A 17,053-nucleotide genomic window follows, 5' to 3' on the forward strand; every position below is an offset into this window, starting at 1 on the left:
GAGCTGCAACGGGACAGCAGGTATTGGGGCGCGGACGGTTGGGTTATACTCGCGCGCTTTCGATTAACAGCAATATTGGCGCCTTCGGGCGCGTATTGAGTACACAGAGGCACTGACCCTTGGCACTGACGATTCTCGGGCTGTCCGGCGCCCTCAGCCACGACCCTTCCGCTGCGTTGTACATCGACGGCAAGCTGGTCGCGGCCGCCGAAGAAGAACGCTTCGTGCGGGACAAGCATGCCAAGAACCGCATGCCGTACGAGTCGGCGAAGTTCTGCCTGGAACACGCCGGCATCAAACCCGCCGATGTGGACGTGGTAGCCATCCCGTTCGCGCCTATCAGCCTGTTCGGCAAGGCCCGCTGGCACTATGCCAAACGTTACTGGTACGCCCCCGACCGCGCCCTTGACGCATTGCTGATGGGCAACCGGCGCTACAAGCGTTACCGCAAGAAGATCGTATGGTGCCTGGAGCAGCTGGGCTTCGATCCGAAAAAGATCAAGATCGAGCCGGTGGAACATCACCTGGCCCACGCCTCCAGTGCCTACCACTGCTCGGGGTTTACCGAGAAAACCGCCATCCTCGGCATCGACGGGAAGGGCGAATACGCCACCACGTTCTTCGGCTACGGCGAGAACGGCAAGATCCACAAGATCAAGGAATTCTTCGATCCGGATTCCTTGGGTGGGCTTTACGGCGCGATCACCGAATTCCTCGGTTTCGAGATGCTGGACGGCGAGTTCAAGGTCATGGGCATGGCGCCGTACGGCGATGCCAGCAAGTATGATTTCTCCCGCCTGGCCAGCTTCGAAAATGGCGAACTGGTGATCAATACCGAGTACGCGAACGTGATCGGCCTGCGTCGCTACAAGGAAAACGGCAAGGGCTTCTATTTCTCGCCCAAGCTGATCGAGTGGCTGGGGCCCAAGCGTGAAGGCGATATCGCCGACGAGCCTTACATCCACTACGCCGCGAGCATGCAGGCCCTGTTTGAAAAGCTCGCGCTGCAGATGATCGACCACTACCTGGGCGATGTGCTCAAGGAAACCGGCAAGCTGGCCTTCGCCGGTGGCTGTGCGCTTAACGTGAAGCTGAACCAGAAAATCATCGCGCGCCCGGACGTGAAAGAACTGTTCGTGCAGCCGGCGTCCGGGGATGCCGGCACCGCAGTTGGCGCGGCGGCGTATGTTTCCCATGCGCGTGGCGTGCCGGTGGAGAAGATGGAGCATGTTTACCTGGGCCCGTCGTACTCCAACGAGGATGTGATCGCAGCCTGCGCGCGCCATCCGAACAAGCCCAAGGGCCGCAAGCTGGAGAACATGCCCAAGGAAATCGCCCAGATCATGGTCGAGGGCAATCCCGTTGCCTGGTTCCAGGGGCGCATGGAGTTTGGCCCGCGTGCATTGGGCGGGCGTTCGATCATCGGTTGCCCAAGCGTTCCCGGCGTAGCCGACCGCATCAACCACCAGATCAAGTTCCGCGAACGCTGGCGCCCATTCTGCCCGTCGATGCTCGACACCGTGGCGCCGCAGATGATCAAGGTGGACCACCCTGCACCCTTCATGACCTTCACTTTCGAAGTGGCGCAAGAGTGGAAAACCCGCGTACCGGAAGTGGTGCACGAGGATGGCACCTCGCGCGCCCAGGTGCTCAAGCGTGAATACAACCCACGCTACTACGACATGATGAAAGCGCTCGAAGAACTTACCGGCAATGGCGTGTCGCTCAACACGTCGCTCAACCGCCGGGGTGAACCGATGATCTGCTCGCCGACTGACGCCTTGAACATGTTCTACGGCTCGGACCTGCAATACCTGATCATGGAAGACATCCTGGTGGTAAAGACGCCGGAGCCTGAATGAGCGAAAAGGACATCCTGATAAGCGTAGTGGTACCGGCTTACAACTACGCTCATTACCTGCCACGCGCGCTGGATTCAGTGGTGCCGCAGTTGCAGGATGATACGGAAATCGTGGTAGTGGATGATGGCTCAACCGATGGCACGGCTGAGTTGCTGAACAGATATGCCAGCGAGCGGCCCTCGCTAAGGGTGCTCCGGCAGGCCAATGCCGGCGCCGGGGCAGCGCGCAATGCCGGTATACGTGCTGCCAGGGGCAGGTACATCCTGCCCCTGGATGCCGACGATGAACTGGTGCCTGCCGCGCTCGAGACGCTGAAGCGGTTGATAGCAGCCGATCCGGCAGTGGATATCGTGCTGGGCGCGTACCTGTCCGTTGACGGTAGCGGAAGGGCCAAGTTGCGCATGGCAACACCCGTGAGCGAGCGCTCGGAGCTGCGCCGGGCCCAACAGTACCTTCTCGAAAAACGCATCGGCATTTCCCACAGCTGCACGTTGTTCAACCGGCAACTGCTGCTCGCTCGGCCGTACCTCGAAAGTGTAAAGGCAGGAGAAGACATCCCGGTCTTCGCCTATTTGCTGGTTAACGGCACGATAGCCACGACCGAGCAGCCCATCGCTCGCATTCACAAGCATTCGGACAGCCTTCGCAACAGGCGTGACGAAGAGCCCGTTGCCATGACCATCGTCGAGGAAGTGTTCGCCACGCTGCCTCCGTCGTGTCAGCCATTGCGTGGGCGCTACACCGCGCAACGTTACCTGTCTTTGTTTCGCAATTCCCTGCAGGCGCAGGATTGGCGGGCGGCATGGCGGTTCTATTGGCGCGCGGTGAGGTTCAGCCCCGGCCAGGCGCTGCGTTGGACCTACGTGAAAAAGATATCCCGTTTGATTTTCAGGAGCTGATCCCGGATGCAATTCGCTTTTAGCGGCGTGGCCGCTGCATTCCATGGTTACGGCAAGCACGTTACGTCGGTGCGGCTGGCGTTGCTGGGCAGCCTGGTTCTATCGCTGATAGCGGTACTTGGGGTAGTCACCGTTGGCAAGGACGGCGCCTTGTACCTGGACATCGCCCAGCGGATCGGCCAGGCAGGAATGGTCGAAGCCTGGAAGGGGTTCGACTGGCCCTGGTACCCGCTGCTGCTGGCGGGCACCCATGGGGTGACCGGCCTCTCGTACGAGGCGGCGGCTTACCTGTGGAATACGGTGTTCATCGCCGGTACCTGCGCGCTGGTGGTCGATAGTGTAAGGCGCCTGGCCCCCGGTGCGGATTGGTGGGCTTGCCTGGTCGTGCTGTCGATGCCGGCGATAAACCAGTTCCGCAGTGACATCATCCGCGAGTTCGGGTTCTGGTTCTTCTGTAGCCTGGCCTTGTGGCTGGCGCTGCGCTGCCGCGAAGATGCCCGCTGGAGCAGGATGCTGGGCGCGTGCGTTGCCGTTGTACTGGCGGCCATGTTCCGCCTGGAGGCTGTGGTCGTTCTACCCGCGTTGCTATTGTGCACCCTGCCTGAACTGCTCCGTGCCCGCTGGCGGCCAGGGTTGGCCCTGGCCGTCGCGCTGGTGCTCACGGTCGCCTTGATTGCGCTCAGCATCATCCTGGCCAAGGACGCTGTGAATTCCCACCGGGTGAGCTACTTCATGAAGTTGATCGACCCTCGGATGGTGTTCGGGTCGTTCAACCAGCTTGCCAGCCAGTTCTCCACTTCCCTGGTCAATCCCTATTCCGCCGATGAAGCGGGCCGCATCATCTTTTTCGGCTTTACCGCATCGTTGCTGATCAAGCTGGTTCACCTGATGGGGCCTGTCGCGCTGGTATGGCTAAGCCCGGCCAGTTGGTCGGCCTGGAAGGACTACAGTCGGCGGTTCACCCCGGCTGCCTGGGTCGCAGTCTGCTACCTCAGCGTGTTGATGATCTTTTACATCCGCGCACAGTTCATGAACGGGCGCTACCTGAGTTTCCTGGATCTGGTACTGGTACCGCTCCTGGCCCTGGCATGCTGGCGATTCTCCATGCGCCATGCCCGCCTGGGCAAAGCGGTAGCCGTGCTGGCGCTGCTGGTGATGCTGGGCAACGTGATCAGCCTTGGGGCGCCAAAAACCCATTACCTGGAAGCGGCAAAATGGGTTGCAGCCAATACGGACCCGCACGCCAGTGTGTTCTACGAAGACGGCCGTATCGCCTACTACGCCGGGCGCGGCTACGTGCAATCAGGCCTGACCCGTGAGCAGGCCATGGCAGATGGCGTCGCGGAGCGTTACACGTATCTGGTGGTGGAAACGGGCAAGCACGACCCCTGGCTTGACACATGGCTGGCTGCGCATCCGTACAAAGTGCTGGCGCGGTTCGAAAACAGAAGGAAGGACACGGTGCTTGTGCTGGGCCGGTAACCCCGGCCCAGGCTAGCCGAACAGCGCGCCCAGGCGAGGCATCAGCCGCGTGCTTACCGAGCAGTCGCCCAGCCCCTGCTCATAGCCCTGCAGAAAGGGCCGGGCGCCATCCGCACCGATCAACCACTCCATATCCTTGCGATAGCGGGCCATGTGCTGGAAGTTGCGCAGCCGCTTGGCCGCCGAAAGCGCGCGCCGTTGGCAGGTCATGTCTGCCACGTCGATCAGGCCAAGGTGCTGATCCACCCCCACTACGATGTTGCCCAGGTGCAGCGAGCGGAAGTACACGCCCTTACCGTGCAGCTCGGCCACGAACCGGCCAAGCCGCACGCGCAGGTCGGCAGGCGCCCCGGCGAGGTACAGGTGGCGCACGGTTTCTCCCGGCAGCGGCTGGTAATGCACCGCGTCACGTTCGATGCTGGGGATGCGGTATACATTCAGTACGCCTGGGCAGGGCACGCCACGCCGCCGGAGCGCCTGGGTATTGGTCGCGAAGCGCCGGGCGTAGGGGAACAGCAACGCGGAACTCACCAGACGCTTGCGCCGGAAGAACTTCAGCATGGTCCCGTCGGCCAGCACCAGCACTTTGTCGCCAGAGCCATCGGCCTCGATAACCCGGGCACCTTCGCGCAGCGCCAGATAGGCTGAATGATTGAGCGCTTGCATCGATGCTCCTCGAAAAGTGGCCGCACATCTTACCCGAGTTGCGGCTTTGTGGCCCGCCGGGTTCATCCATGGGGTGCCGACGTTGTGCTAGAGTGCCTCTTTTTTCTGTACGGGACACCATGAGTAATTCCCCTCAGCCCCAGTCGACCCTGAAGATCTACTTCCGGCTGCTGACTTACGTACGGCCCTACGCTGGCTTGTTCATCCTGAGCATTGTCGGGTTCCTTATCTTTGCATCGACCCAGCCGATGCTGGCCTACATCCTGAAGTATTTCGTGGACGGCCTGTCGAATCCCGAAGCCTCGCTGTTCCCCGGCAACCGTTGGCTGGGCGATCTGCAGCTGCTGCAGGCGGTGCCGTTGATGATTGTGCTGATTGCCGTGTGGCAGGGCGTTGGCTCCTATATCGGCAACTTCTTCCTGGCGCGGGTTTCCCTCGGGCTGGTGCAGGATCTTCGCATCGTTTTATTCAACAAGTTGCTGGAATTGCCGAATCGTTATTTCGACAATCACAACTCCGGGCACCTCATCTCGCGCATTACCTTCAACGTCACCATGGTGACCGGCGCCGCGACCGATGCCATCAAGGTGGTGATCCGCGAAGGCATGACGGTGGTGTTCCTGTTCGTATCCTTGTTGTGGATGAACTGGAAGCTCACGCTGGTGATGCTGGCGATCCTGCCGCTGATTGCCGTGATGGTGAACAGTACCAGCCGCAAGTTTCGCAAGCAGAGCAAGAAGGTCCAGGTGGCCATGGGGGACGTGACCCATGTGGCGTCCGAAACCATCCAGGGTTACCGGGTGGTGCGCAGCTTCGGCGGCGAAGAGTACGAGCGCTCGCGTTTTGCCAAGGCCAGCCAGAGCAATACCGACAAACAACTGAAGATGACCAAGACCGGCGCGGTGTACACGCCCATGCTGCAATTGGTGACCTACAGCGGTATGGCCATCGTGATGTTCCTCGTGCTGTACCTGCGCGGTGATTCGTCGGCGGGCGACCTGGTGGCGTACATCACCATGGCCGGCCTGCTGCCCAAGCCGATTCGGCAATTGTCGGAAGTGAGTTCCACCATTCAGAAAGGCGTGGCGGGCGCTGAAAGCATTTTCGAACAACTCGACGAAGCGCCCGAAGTGGACCACGGCACCCTTGAGGTGGAACGCGTAACCGGCCGCCTTGAAGTGCGGGACCTCGGTTTCACTTACCCAGGTACCGACAAGCGCGTGTTGGACGGCATCAGCTTCGTTGCCGAGGCGGGCCAGATGGTTGCGCTGGTGGGCCGGTCCGGTAGCGGCAAGTCCACCCTGGCCAGCCTTGTACCCCGGTTTTACCAGCACACTGAAGGGCAGATCCTGCTCGATGGTGTAGAAATTCAGGATTATCGTCTGCACAACCTGCGGCGCCACACCGCGCTGGTCACCCAAGCGGTAACGCTGTTCAACGATACGGTTGCCAACAACATCGCCTACGGCGACCTGTATGGCGCACCCATCGAAGACATCAAGCGAGCGGCTCAGGCAGCGTATGCCGACGAGTTCATCGACCGCATGCCAGAGGGCTATCAAACGCTGGTGGGTGAGAACGGCGTGTTGTTGTCCGGTGGGCAGCGCCAGCGGATCGCGATTGCGCGAGCGCTACTGAAAAACGCGCCGTTGCTGATTCTCGACGAAGCCACCTCTGCGCTGGATACGGAATCGGAACGGCATATCCAGGGTGCGCTGGACGAGGTGATGAAAAACCGGACCACGCTGGTCATCGCCCACCGCCTTACCACTATCGAGAAGGCCGACCTGATCCTGGTCATGGATCAGGGCAAGATCGTGGAGCGGGGCACTCATGCGCAGCTGCTTGCCATGAATGGCTACTATTCCCGGCTGCATGCGCGGCAATTCGAGGAAGGCGGGGCCGGCGAAACGCAACCGGTGAGCGATCCATGCTGACGGCGTTGCGCTGGTGGCGTGAACGTGGATGGTCGCAGATCGATGCACAGGAATACGCAAGGCTCTGGGAAACGTTCGGCGGCAGCGTCGCGACCCACCCTGTTGTGGTGGAGCGCCTCTGCGCCCTGGCCGAGCTTCCGGTGCGTTATCTGGGTTACCACTACGAAGGCCAGCTGGTAGCCGGCGTACCCTGCTGGGGCCGCCACCTGGCCCTGAGCCGGGACGTGCTCAAGCGCAAGGGCAAGCGTGGGCTGTTCGACCTAGGCAATGCCGAGGTCATCCTTCCGGTGGCGCCTGGGGCCAGCGTGCCCCTTCGCCAGCGAGCACGCTATGTGTCCGCGCTCAATGAAACCACCGTGTCCACGCTGCGCCCCCAGGCTGAGTCGCTGGCCATGGCGCGGGCGCCCGAAGATTATTCAAAGAAATTTCGCTACAACCAGCGGCGCGAACTACGCCTGCTAGAAGAGGCCGGCGGGCAAGTGTGCCCGGTTGCCAACTTCGGTTCTGCGGAGCTGGCGGCCATGTACGCCGACCTGTTCCAGCGGCGTTGGGGCGCACCTGCCCCAGGGGGTGAACGGCTGACGGAAGTGTTCGAGCTGTTGCGAGACTTCATGACCGGCTCGGTCATTTTCCTTGAGTCCGCGCCAGTGGCTATTCAGGTGCTGTATCGCGTGGACAGTCCGGCCTGGGTTTCGGTTGAGTATGTGAACGGCGGCGTCGATCCGCAAAGCCGCGCGTTCAGCCCGGGCAGCGTGCTCAGCTTCCTGAATACGCAGCACGAATGGGATCGCGCCCGCGAGTTGGGCAAGGCACTGCGCTATTCCTTCGGCCGTGGCGACCGTGAATACAAGGACCGCTGGTGCCATCAGGTACCCGTGTTCGAGGTGTGAACCATGATCGAACGTAAGCAGGTACTGCTCAAGGCGCATCGCCGACGCAAGCGTGTGGTAGTAGCAATCCTTGCGGCCGCCGCGGTGCTGCTCGGTGTGCTGCTCAGCCCATGGGCTGCGCTTACGGTGCTCGTTCTCGCTTGGGTGGCTCACGAAGCCTGGTTCGCTGATCACCTGTTCTACCGGCCCAGCGACGACTACTGTCACGTTTTCCCGCCGGCCGTTGAGGGCATCAGCGTCACCTTGGCGCCAGGGCGGCCGTTGTCCCTTGCGCAAGCGCTGCCCCCCGGGGAAACCCTGGTTCTCGAAGTTCACGTGGAAAGCACTTTCCTGGGGCGCTTTCTTGATCCGTTCGTAAGGCTTGGTGACGACAGGCAGGATTTCGAGCGCGGCGTGCGTGGGGTTCGCTACCTCAACCTGTCCGGGCAGCGCGAGCGGCTGAGTGACGGCACGTTGTCGCTGACGGGGCAAAGGTGCCAGCTGGGGGCTACCGGCCGGCTTTTCGTCATGGCCAACCCGGACTTCGCCGAGCAGCGGTGCATGATCATCGCCCCACACGCCGATGATGCCGAGCTCGCTGCGTTCGGGCTGTACCAGCGGTGCGCGGCCGTGAGCATCGTTACCCTGACCCAAGGGGAGATCGAAGCCGAGGATTACCAGGCGCTGGGGCTTTCGTTGGCGGACGCGGCGCGCCTCAAGGGCCGGCTGAGAAGCTGGGACAGCCTTGCCGCGCCGCTGTGGGGCAATGTGCCGCAAGCCCGTTGCACGCAGCTGGGCTACTTCTGCCTGCGGTTGGCCGCGATGGCAGCGGCGCCGGACACGCCCTTCGGCTCGAAGGAGTCGGGTGAGGCCGATATCCGGCCCGTGCGTAAACACAACGCCCGGGCGCTGCCCGGCGACAGCGACGGCGCGCCCACCTGGAACAACCTGGTGGCAGACCTGGTAGCCCTGCTGGAGCAGGAACGCCCTGAGGTCATCATCACGCCGCACCCGGAACTCGACCCCCATGCCGACCACGTGGCGGCCACCCGGGCAATCTTCGAGGCGATCCAGGCCAGCCAGTGGAAGCCCACCTTCGCGCTGTACTATGCCAACCATCTGCATGACAACGACCGCTGGCCAATGGGGCCCGCAAGCATGGGCGTGGCGTTGCCGCCTGCGATCGAGCCGCTGTCGCCTTACGCGCTATGGAGCCCCAGCCTTGCAGCCGGCACCCAGCTCGACAAGGCCATGGCGCTGCGCTTGCAGCATGACCTGCAAGGGCCGCTGCCCATCAAGCGCCAGGTCAGGCGCTGGTTGCAGCGTGTGCTTGCCGGTCGCCGCTGGCCCCGCACTGGCCAGGACGAATTCTTCCGCAAGGCCGTAAGGCGCCACGAGCTGTTCTGGGTGCATCGCCTTTAGGCCCTTTGCCGCCCCCGGAGCGGTACGGCCCTTGTGTTAGAATCCGCCGTCATATTCGCCAGTGATGAGTCGACAATGAAGGTCATGCTTTTGGTAATGGACGAGCAGCGCGTCATCCTGGATCGGCTATACGACATCTTTCAGCGTCATTGCCAGGCCTGCACCGTCTTTCGCCTCACCAAAAAGCAGCAGATGAACCTCGGGCCCTTCCTGGCTTCGGTCAACTATCATACGTTTGATCGGGTGGTCATTTTCTCCAGGGTCAAACGGCTGGCCCCGCAGTTGAGCGTGCTCAAATGCATCCCGGGGCTGGTGTTCCTGGAGCACGATGCCTACCAGAACTACATGCACGGTAGTAAGTACAAAGGTGCTTACTCACGCCTGTATCGTCGATTGCCCTGGTGCCGGGCGCTGGTGTCGGGCGCGGTGGTAGCCCGCAAGATGCGCGAGGAGAGCATCGACGCCGTATTCGTTTCCAAGGGCTACGATGAAGCCTTGTTGAAAAACCTCGGCCAGCCTCGAGACATCCCGGCCGGGTTTCTCGGCAGCCTGAAAAGCAGCGAATACTCCCAGCGCAAGGCATTGCTCGAAACGCTTGCCGAGCGCACCGGCATGTTGGTAACCCGCACCGCTTCCGGTGAGGAATACCTGCAGATGCTCAACCGTATCCAGGTGTTCGTAAGCGCCGACATCGGGATGGGCGAGTTCATGATCAAAAACTTCGAAGCCATGGCCTGTGGCTGTGTGTTGCTCGCCTGGAGCCAGGGTGAGGAAGACCGCCTGCTGGGGTTCGAAGACATGCATAACGTGGTGTTCTATAGCTCGGCGGAAGATGCGGTAGCCAAGCTCGAGCTGCTTCGCAACGACCCCTCGCTGGCCGAACAGATTGCACGTAACGGGCAGCTGTTCGCAGAGCAGCACTACGCCTTCGACCGGGTAGGGCGGGACCTCGCCCGGGAAGTGGAGCGGGAAATGCGCCCGTGGGCACCACCCTCTGCGTTGAGCCGGGCCTGGGTCAAGTTGCGATATGGCATGACGGTGCCTCAGGTAAATCATGAACGCTAGCCCGATCGACACCGCCATGGACCTGAGCGCACACCCGGGCGGCCATCAGGATATCGTTGCCGCGTTACCGAAAGCCTTGGCGGAAGGCCTGGCAGCGGCACCTCGGGTTATTCTCGTGGCCAATAACCCCGCTATCAGCCAGGCCGATTTCGATGCGTTGCGCATTGAAGCGAACGACGTGGTCGTGTCCTTCAATACCTGCAGCAAGCACGACCTGCTCACAGCCGAAAGCGTGAATGTGTTCGTGCACGGGTTCAATGCCCCGGACCGCTATTTCTTCGGCTTGCCCTACCGGCCCGAGTTGCAACGGCTGTTCGGCCAGCCTCAGGCACGCTGTTTTACCGTGCTGGTAGGTTGCGCTGCGCCCATGTCGCCCGTCCCTGGGGTGATGCTGCTCGAAGAACGTATTCCATTGCCAGCGCTGTGGAACTACCCGGTAGACCGGCCAGGGGGCAAACGCTACGTAGGCCCGTCCACCGGTTTCAATGCAATGGTCGTGTTCGACGCATTGCGCGCTCGGCTCGGTTACCGCTACCAGCTGCTGGCCCTGGGTTTTTCCACCGGGGGCGGCAAATTGTGGGGTGGCCACGCGTGGGGCTATGAGCGTGAATGGCTGGCCAGCTCAACGGTGCAGCCTGTGCCGCTGAAATCCCCCCCTGCCTCTGCTCGCGGCCTTGCTGGCTGGTGGGCAAAGCTTTTGGGCCGCCGCTGATAGCGGTCTATACGTCAGGTATCGAGGTCAGAAGTGTTGAAAGTCGCGGTAGCGTTCTTTGGAATCCCCAGAAATTCCGCAACCTGTTTCCCGTCGATTCAGGCAAATATTCTCGGGCAGCTGCCTGAGGGTTGTGAAGTTCGGTGTTTCTATCACTTGTACAAGGTAGACACCGTCCATAACGAACGCTCCGGTGAACAGGGGCAATTGGGCGACGATAACTATAGTGTCTTCGAACCCATGGTGGGCAGGCTTGAAAGCACCGACGGCGTGCTGGAACGCTGGGACTTCGAGCGTATCAAGGCTTTGGGTGACACTTGGGCGGATCAGCATGCTTCGCTGCGCAACCTCGTTTATCAACTGAACTCGCTGCGAATGGTGACTGGCTTGCTTGAAGCGTACGATCCGGACTTCGTGATTTTTGCGCGCCCGGATCTGCTCTACCACGACCCGCTACCGGCCTATGTGTTTAATAACGCGCAAGCGCGGCAGCGCAATGTCTACATTCCCGACTGGCAGTGGTGGGGCGGTTTGAATGATCGCTTCGCCATCTGTGGCAAGCAGGTTTACACCGCTTACGGCAAGCGCATCGAACGCATCTTCGACTTTTGCGAGGCCACGGGCCGCAAACTGCATTCCGAACGCCTGCTCAAGTATGTGCTGCAATCGGCCGGGGCGAAGGTGTGTACCTTGCAGGCTCGGGCTTCGCGGGTTCGCATCACGGGGGCATTGGCTGAAGAGTCGTTCTCCCCGCGGCGCGGCATGGGCAAGCGGGAGAACCGGTTCTTCCACCCGGCTGCCCGGTTGCGAACGTTTCTGGACGAGCATTTGAGGTAATAGGAAGCGTGCGGGCAGGCGCGTAATGCCCTTGTTACGCTAACGGACGAAGCGGTGATGTATCTTCGATGGCAGTTTGCTAGTGTCGGCTATGGCCGAGACGGCGGAGGCTGGGAGGGGATATTTTTCCTGTTTATCGTGAAGCGATTTCTACCTGCAAGCACCCCCGGCCGCCTGGCCCGCAACGAGCCCGTCAACCCCGCTTTCATGCGGGGGCCGGCGCGGCTTCCCGAGCCATTTCGCGCCAACCGCTGCTTGTTCATCAATGTGTTCGGCTGCGAGGGTGACGCTGTCCACGCCGCCTTGTTCGGCCACACCAATCCCGGCCACGTACCGCTGCGCTGGTACGAGCACAGGTTTCCAGAGCACTACGCCGGTGCTTTCAAATTCGCCTTTGTGCGCGACCCGGTAGAGCGGGCATACGTCGCCTGGGCACGGCTGATGGAGGCCCGTTTGTTTCAGGCGGCCGAGGCCTGTGAAGACATGGATGCGGATGAGGGCTTCGACGGGTTCGTGGCGCACACCCTGACGCCGGAGGTGCTGCGTACCTACCCCGAATTTGCCCCGCAGACCGACTTCCTGATCGATGCCCAGGGCGTGCTTCGGCTCGACTTCATCGGCTACTACGAAACCCTGATGCGCGATTTTGGCTCGTTGCGGGATTTTCTCTGCATTCCCGCCGTACTGCCTTGGTCCGCCCCCGCTTACGAACGCACCCCACAGCGGGTGCGCTATGCGGTCGGCCCCGCGGCGCGAAAGCGTCTGCGTCAGCTGTACGCGCGGGACTACGAGCTGCTGGGCTACGACTGAGCCGCCGGGCACCGGGGCTCGGGCCACGCTCGGCCCTGTGATACTATCGCCGGCCTGTTAACTGTAGATGGGTTGGGCCATGAAGTTGTCGATGCCGCGTTTCGATCAAGCACCTGTCCTGGTGGTCGGTGATGTGATGCTCGACCGCTATTGGCACGGCGGCACTTCACGCATCTCCCCCGAGGCGCCCGTGCCGGTAGTGCGGGTAGAGCAGATCGAGGACCGCCCCGGCGGCGCCGCCAACGTTGCCCTGAACATCGCCGCCCTTGGCGCGCCCGCCTCGTTGGTCGGTGTTACCGGCGAGGACGAAGCCGCCGAAAGCCTGGCCGCGAGCCTGCGTGCTGCTGGCGTAAAGGCCAGTTTCCAGCGTATTGGCCACCAGCCCACCATCGTCAAGCTGCGGGTAATGAGCCGTCATCAGCAGCTGCTGCGCATCGACTTCGAAGAACCCTTCGCCACTGACCCGGTGCAACTGAGCAACGACGTAGAAGCATTGCTGGCGGGCGTGAAGGTGCTGGTGCTGTCCGATTACGGCAAGGGCGCGCTGCAAAACCATCAGGTACTCATCGAAGCCGCCCGCAAGCGTGGCATCCCGGTATTGGCCGATCCCAAGGGCAAGGACTTCACCCGGTACCGGGGTGCGACCTTGATCACCCCCAACCTGAGCGAATTCGAAGCGATCGTGGGCCGCTGCGCCGACGAAGCCGAACTGGTAGCGAAGGGCGCCACGCTGATGGCCGACCTGGAACTGGGCGCCTTGCTGGTCACCCGCGGCGAGCATGGCATGACCTTGCTGCGCCCCGGCCACCCGGCGCTTCACCTGCCTGCCCGTGCCCGCGAAGTATTCGATGTGACCGGCGCCGGTGATACGGTGATCTCCACGCTGGCGGCCGCCATCGCCGCTGGAGAAGAGCTGCCCCATGCTGTGGCACTGGCCAACCTCGCTGCTGGCATCGTGGTCGGCAAGCTGGGTACCGCCGCCATCAGCGCACCGGAGCTGCGCCGGGCTATCTCCCGCGAGCAGGGTTCGGAACGCGGCGTGCTCACGCTGGATCAGTTGCTGCTGGCCATTGATGACGCCCGTGCCCATAACGAAAAAATCGTGTTCACCAATGGCTGCTTCGACATTCTGCATGCCGGCCACGTGACCTACCTCGAACAAGCCAGGGCCCAGGGCGACCGGCTGGTGGTTGCCATCAACGATGACGCTTCGGTTGCCTGCCTGAAGGGGCCGGGGCGCCCGATCAACAGCGTGGATCGGCGTATGGCCGTGCTTGCCGGCCTTGGCGCGGTGGATTGGGTAGTGAGTTTCCCTGAAGACACGCCTGAGAACCTGCTGCGCCAGGTAAAGCCGGACGTGTTGGTGAAGGGCGGTGACTATTCTGTAGACCAGGTAGTGGGCGCGGACATCGTCAAAGGGTATGGCGGGACCGTGCGGGTGCTGGGGTTGGTGGCAAACAGCTCCACCACCGCCATCGTCGAGAAGATCCGCAACCGCTGACCTTCAGCCTTTATCACCCCGGCCGAAGCGTGCCAGCCGTATAAGCGCCTTGGCCCGGGTGGTAATGCGCCGCAACCGGGTTTTCGGCCTGGCTGGCGCATTCACCCCTTGGCGTGCCAGCCATTCCCGCCAGCGCACGCGCTCCTCCCGCACGACCCAACCTTCCTGGCGGCCGAAACTTTCGGCCAGGTACAGGCCGCGGGTGGGCGCGGGCACCAGTTTGCCCTTGCGCAGGGTATAGAGCTCGGCCAGCGGCGCGCCGTTTTTCAGCGGGATGAGGTACAGGTCGGGCCGGCTGCGATTGAGCCGGGTTACCAGTTCGCCTTTCTCCAGCCGCTCGTCGACGTGGTACAGGCTCAGCCCGCGAACCTCCTTGGGTATCTCCAGGCGCATGTCATACACCAGCTGCAACGACGCAGTGGGCTGATGAACATAGGCGCGCGGGCGCTCGATCAAGGTCAGGCTGCCGCTGCGTACAGGCAGGGCATCGCCATTGCAGGGGCGCAGGCTGAAGGGCGCGGTTTCCCGATAGCGCAGGGCGGGGCTGTAGGGGGCCGGTAGCCAGGTATCCTTGAACCGCCCGTTCAGCCAGCCCTCGGGCGTTTCGAGCAGGCATTCTTCGGCTATTTCCTGGACGGCGGTGTGTAGCGGGATATTGAGCTCGTGCGCCGGCACATACCCGGATATCAGCTTGAGCACTACATCGCCCCGGTCGATCCGCTGCTGGCGCACCAGTACCCAGTACTCCCGACCTTCCCAGGCAAGGGTAAGGCGCACGGAGATGCCAAGGTTGGCCAGCTCCAGCCGAAACTGCAGTGGGTCCTCGATCGTCACGGGCTTGCGCTTTTCGAGGGTCTGGCTGAAGTTGATCGGCATGCCGGTGCCTTGGTAGGCCAGGCCATCAGGCCCGGCTTCGACCATCAGGGGCAGGGTCTTGAAGTTGCCTGGGTTGCTACGGCGAAGGGTGCGCGGCATGAAAATTCCTTATCGACGTGCCGCCCCTCCTCAGCGCTTGCTCAGGACCTTGGCGGCGGTGGCCACGTTATGGGCCAGGTGCACAGGATTGATGGTGCCGACTATCGCAGCGGTAACGCCGGGCTGCATGAACAAGGCCTCGAAGCTGGCCCTTATCGGGTCGATGCCGGGTTGCTGACACGCATGGCCGCTGGCCAAGGCTTTCTTGATCAGAATGCCCTTGCCATGTGACGCCGCGTATTCAATGACCGGCCGCTCCGTCTGTTCGTTCAGATTGTAGGTGACCATGGCGCAATCGCCGCTTTCCAAGGCCTTCAGGCCGCCGGCAACGGTCTTGCCGGAAAAGCCATAGGCTCGGATCTTCCCCTCCTGCTTCAGCCTGGCAAGGGTTTCATAGACATCGGTGTGCTCGAGAATGTGAAGGTCATTGCCGTCCGAGTGCACCATCACCAGGTCGATGCAGTCTGTTTCCAGCCGCTGCAGGCTGCGCTCTACCGAAAACCGCGTGTGCGCGGCGCTGAAGTCGAAGCGCGACTGGTTGTTCTCGAACTCTTCCCCCACCTTGCTTACGATCACCCATTGGTCCCGCTGGCCGCGTAGCAACGGGCCCAGGCGGGTTTCGCTGTGGCCATAGGCCGGCGCCGTGTCCAGCAGGTTGATCCCCAGCCCTTGGGCCTGGCGGAGCAGGGCAGCGGCTTGCTGGTCATCCGGGATGGTGAAGCCATTGGGATACTTTACGCCCTGATCGCGGCCGAACTTCACCGTGCCCAGGCCCAGCGGCGAAACCATCAGGCCAGTGGAGCCCAGCGGCCGGTGCAAACCGTGCAAGGTAGGCAGGCTCATGGCAGCACCGCCCAGGCTGGCACGCCCAGCGGGGGCTGTGGCAGCTCAGGCAAGCTTGAAGTAGGGATAGGCTGCAGGCCGTCATGGGCGAGGGCGGCGACCACCCGGTCGGCGAAGTCCGGGGCCAACGCCAGCTTGGTGGGCCAACCCACCAGCAGCGGGCCTTCTGCCGCGAGGAAGGCATTGTCGGGGCGCACAAGCCCGGACTGCGCCGGCTCGGCGCGATCCACACGCAAGGTGGCCCAATGCACCTCGGTGAGGTCTACCCACGGCAGCAACTGGCTCACTTCGTGACGCGCCGCGGCGATCTGCTGCGCCTCGTCCCGGGCCACGCCTTCGGCTTCGGCCAGGTCGCCACCGAGGTACCAAACCCATTGCCCGTCCGGCGCCGGGTGCGTAGTCACGGTCATACGTGGCTTGGGCCCGCCGCCCAGGCAGTGGGCGTACAGCGGTTTGAGCGCGGCGCCCTTGGCCATCACCATGTGGAGCGGGCGGCGTTGCATGGCAGGCTGTTTTATCCCCAGTGCGCTGAGCAAGGCCTCGTTGCCCGCGCCCGCGCTGAGCACGATGCGCTGCGCACGTATTTCCCGGCCATCCACCAACAGCCCCACAGGGCGGCCATTTTCGGTCAGTGGTTCGATATGCTCGGCGGCCAGCAGGCTGCCATCGGCGAGTTCGCCCAGGCGCTGTACTAGGCTGGGCACATCCACTACCAGCTCGGCGAGGCGGTATACCTTGCCTTTGAACGCTGGATTCTGCAGAGCGGGCGGTAGCTGATCACCCTTTACGGCATCCACGCGGCCACGTACGGCCTTGCTGGCGAAAAAGCTGGTGAGGTTGCCGGCCAGTGTGCCGGGCGACCACAGGTAATGGGCTTCGGAGAGCAGGCGCACGCCGCGCAGGTCCAGCTCGCCGGTGCCGGCCAGCGCTTCGCGCCAGCGGCGTGGCATGTCGGCGATAGCTTCGGAGGCGCCAGTGAGCGCACCGTGCAAGGCGTATTTGGCGCCGCCGTGGATGATGCCCTGGGACTTCAAGGTTTGGCCGCCGCCCAGGCTGCCTTGCTCCACCAATACGGTGGACCAGCCAGCCCGGCGCAGGCGCGCATTCAGCCATAGGCCCGCGACGCCAGCGCCAACGATCAGCACATCTGTGGAAATAGGGGTGGGCATTGGG

15 protein-coding genes are annotated in these 17,053 nt (G+C 62.6%); 11 read left to right on the forward strand and 4 right to left on the reverse strand.

Translation table 11 applies throughout. From position 1 onward, the window contains the following. Positions 1-119: 119 nt before the first annotated feature. Genes AC3Z8Y_RS01480 through AC3Z8Y_RS01490 form a run of 3 tightly spaced genes read left to right on the forward strand, consistent with a single transcriptional unit; the run spans position 120 to position 4,243 of the window. Complete coding sequence (locus AC3Z8Y_RS01480) at positions 120-1,862, forward strand: carbamoyltransferase family protein (protein ID WP_490088159.1); 1,743 nt, start codon at positions 120-122, stop codon at positions 1,860-1,862. After that, complete coding sequence (locus AC3Z8Y_RS01485; protein ID WP_490088160.1) at positions 1,859-2,761, forward strand: glycosyltransferase family 2 protein; 903 nt, start codon at positions 1,859-1,861, stop codon at positions 2,759-2,761. Before AC3Z8Y_RS01480 ends, AC3Z8Y_RS01485 begins: the two co-directional genes overlap by 4 nt. 6 nt (positions 2,762-2,767) lie before the next feature. Next, the gene (locus AC3Z8Y_RS01490) at positions 2,768-4,243 is read left to right on the forward strand and encodes an ArnT family glycosyltransferase (RefSeq protein ID WP_490088161.1); all 1,476 of its coding nucleotides are present in this window, start codon (positions 2,768-2,770) and stop codon (positions 4,241-4,243) included. 12 nt (positions 4,244-4,255) lie between these two features. Here AC3Z8Y_RS01490 and AC3Z8Y_RS01495 read toward each other — a convergent pair whose 3' ends face one another. Next, complete coding sequence (locus AC3Z8Y_RS01495; RefSeq protein ID WP_490088162.1) at positions 4,256-4,909, reverse strand: BUD32 family EKC/KEOPS complex subunit; 654 nt, start codon at positions 4,907-4,909, stop codon at positions 4,256-4,258. 119 nt (positions 4,910-5,028) lie between these two features. On the opposite strand from AC3Z8Y_RS01495, the gene msbA reads away from it, so the two are divergent. The 8 genes from msbA (at position 5,029) to hldE (ending at position 14,062) form a co-directional block, all read left to right on the forward strand. Then, positions 5,029-6,846 carry a lipid A export permease/ATP-binding protein MsbA gene (msbA, locus tag AC3Z8Y_RS01500; RefSeq protein WP_490088163.1) on the forward strand — a complete coding sequence of 606 codons (1,818 nt, stop codon included), beginning with the start codon at positions 5,029-5,031 and terminating at the stop codon, positions 6,844-6,846. Then, complete coding sequence (locus tag AC3Z8Y_RS01505) at positions 6,840-7,736, forward strand: GNAT family N-acetyltransferase (RefSeq protein WP_490088164.1); 897 nt, start codon at positions 6,840-6,842, stop codon at positions 7,734-7,736. The genes msbA and AC3Z8Y_RS01505 overlap by 7 nt, the downstream gene beginning before the upstream one ends. 3 nt (positions 7,737-7,739) lie before the next feature. Continuing rightward, positions 7,740-9,137, forward strand: coding sequence for a PIG-L deacetylase family protein (locus tag AC3Z8Y_RS01510; RefSeq protein ID WP_490088165.1), 1,398 nt, complete (start codon positions 7,740-7,742; stop codon positions 9,135-9,137). A 75-nt stretch (positions 9,138-9,212) separates the two neighbouring features. Beyond that, positions 9,213-10,202, forward strand: coding sequence for a glycosyltransferase (locus tag AC3Z8Y_RS01515; protein ID WP_490088166.1), 990 nt, complete (start codon positions 9,213-9,215; stop codon positions 10,200-10,202). Next, positions 10,192-10,914: a hypothetical protein gene (locus AC3Z8Y_RS01520; RefSeq protein ID WP_490088167.1), complete on the forward strand. Its 723-nt coding sequence runs from the start codon at positions 10,192-10,194 to the stop codon at positions 10,912-10,914. The genes AC3Z8Y_RS01515 and AC3Z8Y_RS01520 overlap by 11 nt, the downstream gene beginning before the upstream one ends. Before the next feature lie 33 nt (positions 10,915-10,947). Next, positions 10,948-11,751: a hypothetical protein gene (locus AC3Z8Y_RS01525; RefSeq protein ID WP_490088168.1), complete on the forward strand. Its 804-nt coding sequence runs from the start codon at positions 10,948-10,950 to the stop codon at positions 11,749-11,751. A 57-nt stretch (positions 11,752-11,808) separates the two neighbouring features. Continuing rightward, positions 11,809-12,561 (forward strand): sulfotransferase family 2 domain-containing protein, encoded by a 753-nt coding sequence (locus tag AC3Z8Y_RS01530; protein WP_490088169.1) that lies wholly within the window; start codon positions 11,809-11,811, stop codon positions 12,559-12,561. Positions 12,562-12,640: 79 nt separating this feature from the next. Beyond that, positions 12,641-14,062 (forward strand): bifunctional D-glycero-beta-D-manno-heptose-7-phosphate kinase/D-glycero-beta-D-manno-heptose 1-phosphate adenylyltransferase HldE, encoded by a 1,422-nt coding sequence (gene hldE, locus AC3Z8Y_RS01535; protein WP_490088170.1) that lies wholly within the window; start codon positions 12,641-12,643, stop codon positions 14,060-14,062. Between the two features lie 3 nt (positions 14,063-14,065). Here the strand turns inward: hldE and AC3Z8Y_RS01540 are convergent, their stop codons facing one another. Genes AC3Z8Y_RS01540 through AC3Z8Y_RS01550 form a run of 3 tightly spaced genes read right to left on the reverse strand, consistent with a single transcriptional unit; the run spans position 14,066 to position 17,049 of the window. Continuing rightward, positions 14,066-15,037, reverse strand: coding sequence for a metal ABC transporter ATPase (locus AC3Z8Y_RS01540; RefSeq protein WP_490088171.1), 972 nt, complete (start codon positions 15,035-15,037; stop codon positions 14,066-14,068). Positions 15,038-15,067: 30 nt separating this feature from the next. Next, positions 15,068-15,880 (reverse strand): aldo/keto reductase, encoded by an 813-nt coding sequence (locus AC3Z8Y_RS01545; protein WP_490088172.1) that lies wholly within the window; start codon positions 15,878-15,880, stop codon positions 15,068-15,070. Continuing rightward, positions 15,877-17,049 carry an NAD(P)/FAD-dependent oxidoreductase gene (locus AC3Z8Y_RS01550; RefSeq protein WP_490088173.1) on the reverse strand — a complete coding sequence of 391 codons (1,173 nt, stop codon included), beginning with the start codon at positions 17,047-17,049 and terminating at the stop codon, positions 15,877-15,879. Before AC3Z8Y_RS01550 ends, AC3Z8Y_RS01545 begins: the two co-directional genes overlap by 4 nt. Between the last annotated feature and the right edge of the window lie 4 nt (positions 17,050-17,053).

This window comes from Pseudomonas sp. 3MAES_34.3B, assembly GCF_058145875.1.